General features: G+C 54.1%; 3 protein-coding genes and 1 pseudogene. All 4 read right to left on the minus strand.

Annotated features, from left to right (window positions below; genetic code table 11):
• Positions 1–795: pseudogene (locus tag RMSM_RS00525) on the minus strand (hypothetical protein); the annotation flags it as partial.
• A gap of 266 nt (positions 796–1,061) precedes the next feature.
• Positions 1,062–3,389 (minus strand): polysaccharide biosynthesis tyrosine autokinase, encoded by a 2,328-nt coding sequence (locus tag RMSM_RS00530; protein WP_008689939.1) that lies wholly within the window; start codon positions 3,387–3,389, stop codon positions 1,062–1,064.
• A 168-nt stretch (positions 3,390–3,557) separates the two neighbouring features.
• On the minus strand, positions 3,558–4,454 hold the full coding sequence (locus tag RMSM_RS00535; RefSeq protein WP_144057257.1) for an exosortase/archaeosortase family protein: 897 nt from the start codon (positions 4,452–4,454) through the stop codon (positions 3,558–3,560).
• A gap of 1,669 nt (positions 4,455–6,123) precedes the next feature.
• Positions 6,124–6,671 (minus strand): PEP-CTERM sorting domain-containing protein (locus RMSM_RS00540; RefSeq protein WP_040763318.1); only part of this gene is annotated, 548 nt, incomplete at its 5' end.

Raw genomic sequence — 6,671 nt, forward strand, 5'->3', positions numbered from 1 at the left:
AGGTGTGCTTAGGGCGGCGTTAACAAACCTAGCGACTAAGTCGAGATCGCTTGAATTGCGTTGCAGGGCAACGGCAAGCACTTCTCCTACTGGCTGCTGCGCCAACCACATCCAATAATTTTGTTCAGGTTCGTATTTGACTTCCGGACGTTCCTGGTACATCGACTCGTTGACTTGACCGTCCAGGGCCAGTGCCAGCCAACGCGTTGCTTCAGCATCCCCGTTTGGAGCTTGCAACAAAATGACTTGTCGCTCGGCTTCACGATACCACGGCCCACCAAGCTGCAATAATCGCTTGATCAAGCGACCGCGCAGATCACGAACCGTTGGATCGTCGTCATCGGTGATTCCTAGTCTGGCGATCGAAGTGCTCAATTGCTTGCGAGCTTGGTCGATCGCCCTACCACGCAACTCGGGTTTCGCCACGTCGGCTCCTTCGTCGGCTGCAATTGCCATGCGAACAATCGCTTCGTGGTCATCCGGAGCCAACAATGAATAGCGATTGAGCCATTTTACTTGAGCGGAGAAATCCTTGGCCTCGGCGGCGGCATCGGCTCGATTCAAAAACGTTGAAGCGGCCTGGCTAGAGTGATAAAGATAGGATATACCGGTTATCAACAACACGACGACTGCGACTGCAATGCTGATTGCTCCCAGTCGCCGATTCCAATGCCAGTGGAACCGCCGCTGTTGGATCTTTTCCGCCAAGCGGATATCCGCGAGGGTTTTTGGTGGCGTTTCCGCTGCGGATCGCTGTGACGAATAATCGTTGATATCTTTGACAACCTTTGACATAGCCATTGTCCCTGGTGTTAGCCGTGGGAACTATTTCCTAGTGGATTTTCGACCGAGCTGTTCTATGTTACGGTGCGGCGTGAGCCACCCGGTTAGCTTTTGTTTTTAGCGGTGCGGCGCGAGCCGCCCGGTAAATGTTGAACGTTGCTCTCGCTGCAACCGGACGAGCCCCGCGCCGTGCCGCTAACCATTGATCGAAATTGGTGAGCCGTGGGCCGTCAGGCACCGGGTAATGTCCAGGACCCGGGCGCTTACGCGATCACGGCTTATGCGTCGGTTTCGCCGGCGATCGCGTAGTGGTAACTTCCGTAACGGTAGGCATATTGTCCGGCGGTGACACCGCTAAAGACGGTTCCCGCAATCGTGGCCCCCGAAGCATCGAGACGCCGCATCGATCGGTTCACATTGTCCATCCGGCTGACGTCACGCATCACACACAACAACGTGGAATCAACAGACGATGCGACTGCCAGTGACTCCGATGCCGACAACACCGGCGCGGTATCAATGACGACGAAACTATATTTCTCCAGTGCACGGTCGACAAAGTCTCGCATTGACGATTCGCTGATCAAACGGTGCGGACTGCGGTCCAGCCGGCCGGCGGGCAACACGTGCAGCAGGCTTCCCAAACTTGTGTCGACAGCTTCTTCAAGCGTCGCCGTTTGCGACAACACACCGCTTAGCCCTGGTCCCATCTCGAGCCCAAAAATCTCGTGCTGATCGGGATACCGCAAATCAGCATCGACCAACAACACGGTTTGATCGGTTGCCTTGGCAATCGACAGCGCCAATTGCGAAGCGACACTACTTTTGCCCTCACCCGACATACTGCTGACCACCGCAATCGAACGTGTGTGTTTGGTGTCGAGTGACAGAAACAGATTCGCCCGAAGCGCATCGACACTCTCTTCAAAGATTCGCCGCCCCCTTCCGTTGCGAGCTCCTGAGGGCAATTGAGCGATTTCGCCAACCACGGGCGCCAGCGATTGACTGCGATCCACCGCCGCACTATCGGTCACACGCTGGACGCGCAATTCCCAAAGCAGCCCTAGTAAGAACGGGATACAAAAAGCACCACCGGACACGGCGATCAGTTTTTTCGTTGGCACCGACTCCAGGGGAATCCTCGGAGGTGTTGCAGCAGCCAACGTCTGCACCGAGCCACCTTGCTGTTTCTCGGTACGAATGGCGGCGGCTCGTATTTTCAACTTACCTAGTACATCCATGGCGATCTGCTTTTCATCGATCGCTAACTGCAAATCTGCCGAAGCTCCACCAAACTGCTCTAAGCGTGAACGCTCGTCATCGTATTGTTTCTGAAGAACATCAAGCTGAGTAGCAAGCGCCTCGTACTCTTTCTTCTCATCAGCGTATCGTTTTTGCAACTCTCGCTGCCACTCAACGCGAGCCGCTTCAATTTTCGATTTTCGCTGGGCCTCAAAACCTTCCTTCAAAGACTCGATCCTTGCCTTTGCTGCAATCTTCTGACGCTCGTATTCGGCGTCTGCACGCTCGTTAAGCATCGCAACGACGCGTTCACGAGCTCCTGCTTTTAGTGTTTCTAGATTCGCTGTCCACTCATCACGTTTGCCTTGCATTTCCTCGTAATACTCGCGTCGTATGCGGACAATATCGCTATCTTCGAGCTCAAGCAAAATCGCCTTGTAATGTGCAACACGCGAAAGTGCTTCGGAAACCTTCGCATCCTGGTTGATGGCATTTAAGATTTCCTGTTCGCTAGGCACATGACGCTCTACTACGGCCGAAGGGATCACTGCCGCCTCCACAGGAGGCACAAACTCAGCCTCACCGGCAGCCGATACTCGACTCGCGTCCGCAATGGCAATTTTCACACGCAAATCCGAGATTCGCGAACGCAACTCCGCCATCAACGTCATGTTACTCTCATTCTCAAGAGCCGCGATCTTTTGGCCGGGCGCGAAGCCAACCAGTGTCTCACTGAGCTTCTGAACACGATGGTGCCGCTGCTCAACCTCTTGCTGCCATCGCTGAATCTCGGGCTCAAGCCCTCGCTCGACTTTCACCATGCGTGCCTGGTCAAACGCATCACGCTGACGAAGGTACGAATCGACCACCGCATTGCAAACCGTTGCCGCCGCAACACCGTCACTGTCTTCGTAGCTGACCACTAAGTGACGACGATTTCCGCCACTCGTGACTTTCAAATTCTCACGCAGACTCACTTCCGCATATTCAGGGTCGGCAAGACTTGGTGCTTTTCGAAGCGCTGGATCGGCAAGTACGGGATCAAGAATGATCGAATTGAAGAACAACGGTTTTTCCGTCGCCGCGATATCTTCGATTACCGGGATAACATCCTTAAAGACGACCCACTGCGAATTTGCTTCCAACAGATGACTGGCGCGATAGACGGGAACAAAGCTTTTGAACACGCCAAACGCCGCCAAGCTTGCCAATACCATTCCGACCGGCACTGCCCAAAGCCAGTTGCGACGGAACGTGACCCAAAGAATCCACGGATCAAACTGCGAATTCGCTCCAGCACTCGGCCCCGACAACCGACCAATTGGCCGATCATTTCCATTTACACGATTAGCATTCGATTGCATTTGCCTGCCCATTGACAACTATTAAAACGACACAAGCACCTTAAAAAGCGTTTAACTAACACCCGACTTATGCACTCCTGCCAACACAACACTTTGCCGCGCGATCGCAATCCCCGTGAACAAATCAGGGAAACGAAGCCAATCGCCCAGCCTAAAAACCTGACTGACCTACGCCCCGCCAATTCCCTGCACAAAATCTCGAGCTGTCATTTGCTCGAGGGGACGATACAAACGTTCCCAATAAACCTTGACCAACCACAGCAGCCCGAACGCAAACGGGATCATTAGATACCCCGAGATGTCATGGATCCGGCCCTGACTGACGCTGTCGTCGAAAACTTGGTAAAGCAGCCCTACCACAGTGATGCGAACCGAGTTGACCATCACGGCCAACGGGACCGCCATCGCGAGTAAAACCACCCGATCCAACCAACTACGACGAACCATTGCGGCCCAGAAGAACGCGAGTGCGGCAACGCCGATAAAAATCCGTAACCCCGAACAAGCCTCTTCCACCTGCAGCCTTAGATCATTAATCCAAATCACATGCCCTTCGCTGACCGCTGGCTGACCGAAAACGCGGAGCATGATGGTACTTAAATCTGTTGCCACGCCTTGCAACTTCCAACTCAGCAAACTTTCCGCCTGATAGGGAAGCGGAAACATCAAAAACAAGAATGCGATCGCTGGCAGTGCCCAACGCAATACCGAAAAGCCGAAACAAACCCAGACGACGCCGGCAATCAGTGGCAACATCGACCAAGCATCAAGAAAGTCGGCATATACCAAGCGGCCCGCCAACCGCATTACCACGGCAAGTGCAATCAACGAGAGACCGGCCCAACTAATTCCCTGCCGGATTCCAGTAATTTGATCCAGGCGATTCCAACATAGCAGCAGAGCCAACGGCAGCACTAAATACCCATGGGAATAATCGGGCTCGTTCCGCCAAGTCTCCTCGATCCAAACGAGCGTCGGCCAATAGGCATAAACCAAAGCAGCCAGAACAGCCACCGCTGCAGGCAGCCCAAAGCCAACCCACCACGCTTGCCCGGGTCGAACCAAAACATCGACATCCTTCGCTTTGGCTTCCACCCGTTTGGAAGAAGCAACTGCCGATTCAGGAGCCGTCCGGACTGGCAAATGCTTTCGCTTTCGTCTCGCGGGCTTTGATGCGTTAGCCAAATTTAATTCTCACCATTTACGATTCGGCCCGAGGACATTCGTCGGGATACCGAAATATCAGCGCGGACTTCGTCCACGTGGGTGACACTCACCCCACACTTCCGAACCAACAAAGTTAAAAATACGACTTCCTTTACGGTCAACCAAGCCGAGGACACTCTCCATTCGGGTGGCAACCCGTTCAGTGCCGAGCGTTCCCGAACCTGACCAACTGCCTAAACTTCGGATACCTGAACATGCTTCGACTTGAACGTGCAACTATAAACACTGCAGAGGCATACGCAACGGCCCACTGGAGCTATGTGCAAAAATTCATCTCTAGTTTGCCAATGTGTACGCAAAGCGATCAATACGGTCAAAAAAACGCCATAAACGGCAAGATTCGATGCAACAACGCTCTAAAACACTTCCCAAACCAGAATGCATTTTGCTATTGCGAAGCACTATACACTCCACAGAGCTATGTTCCACCGCACTTTAGAAATAAACGCAAAACCTGCGCAAGACATTCATAGGGGGTTCTGGTTTCGACAATACGAACGCTAGTATGTACTCAGATGAACGCAAAATTTTCGCGCAAATGTGAAAGTTCTTCTGAAGATCCGAAATTCCGAGCTGCGGCCTATGCCTCTTAAGCAAGCATTGCCCCCTCATAGTTGCCCCGCAGCAAGAGCCTATCTACACCACCCCAGTCAGGTCATGCGGACATCCGCACTCGAAGATCGATTTTCGCCACCTGTCACAGAATCGTTCCGCTCAGGAGACCGAGCAGCACGGAGCGAGCGTGAATCGCTTGTTGACAGTGGAAAACAAAACGACGACGCCCAAGAAACCCCCTCTCTTGGAATATCAATCCCGGTGCACGGCAATAGCCTGAATAGCCGCGAGACAGTGTCGTCTGACGATTCCGTTCGTCGGTTTCCCTGCATTCTCGCGATGCGGAAGAAAGTCTTGGCGACTCATTGAGCCGCGACGCGTCAGCGGCCGGGCCCCACGCACTACCTGAGTCCCACACACTCCCCGGGACCTTACCCCACACGGCTCACCGTTGAGACTTGATTGAGCCTGACTGTAGGCCTCTTCGTTTAACCGTTAGCCGACAGGCATACGCAATGCCATCTACTTTGGTAGCGGCACGGCGCGAGCCGTCCGGTTGAGGCGAGAAAACGTCCGGCTTTAGACCGGGCGGCTTGCGCCGCACCGCTACAAACGCCACTCGTTTAGTGCCAAAGTAGATGGCATTGGGCGATCGCCAACGGATGCGAGCACGCATTCGGCTGACTGCTAAACGACAAAATCGACAAGACATTGTCGTTGATCGCTCCGCGATCATCACGCCGAGGGTCTTGCCGAGGACATTCGGGGATTATCAGCGCGATGACAGGCTGGAAGCCTATCCCACATTTCGGCAGCCTTGGCGACTTTCGCTACGTTGGCTTTGCTTATCTTTTTGCCACCCATCTTTTTGCCGACAACTTCCCTGCGTCACCTCCCCAGCGCGACGACAGGCTGGAAGCCTATCCCACAACAAAAGTCTTGGCGACTTTCGCTACGGGGAGGTTTGAGCCACTTTGGACTTTCCTCTGCGACGACGGCCCACTCCGGCTGCGGCGACACCGAAGATTGCAATCGCAAGCGAACTTGGCTCTGGCACGGCGCCCACGGCAGCAGCACCGCGAACCTGGTACCCCGGATCCCCGGAAACGTAATTCGACAACGTATCACCGAAGACCCAATTCACTCCGTAAGCTTGATTCGTCCCTAACTCGCGAGGCGCTCCGGTGCCAAGTCCGCCCCAGCCGGTGGCAAGCTCGGCTGCCGTAGGCGCTTGGATCTTGAAGCCGGCGAGATCGCCAAACGTCAAACCAACGCCGTTGCTTGGCAACCAAGACTTATCACTGTTTTCGTAAATCTTGGCGGTCTTGTCCGACAGATCCGCAAACGTCAGATCGTAACCATTGCTAAACAATGGCTGGAATGACGGATTCGATGGCTCATTTGCAACCACCGCAAAATTGCCAGCGCCGTCGGTAATCCAGAAATTCAAATAGGGCCCAACCGCGGGTCCACTGCCCGCCGTGAATCGCGAAACATCAT

It is taken from the genome of Rhodopirellula maiorica SM1 (assembly GCF_000346295.1).
Lineage (GTDB): Bacteria > Planctomycetota > Planctomycetia > Pirellulales > Pirellulaceae > Novipirellula > Novipirellula maiorica.

Excerpts from the sequence above, each read along its gene's own strand:
- RMSM_RS00530 (WP_008689939.1), bottom strand. The coding sequence starts at position 3,389 with ATGCAATCGAATGCTAATCGTGTAAATGGAAATGATCGGCCAATTGGT.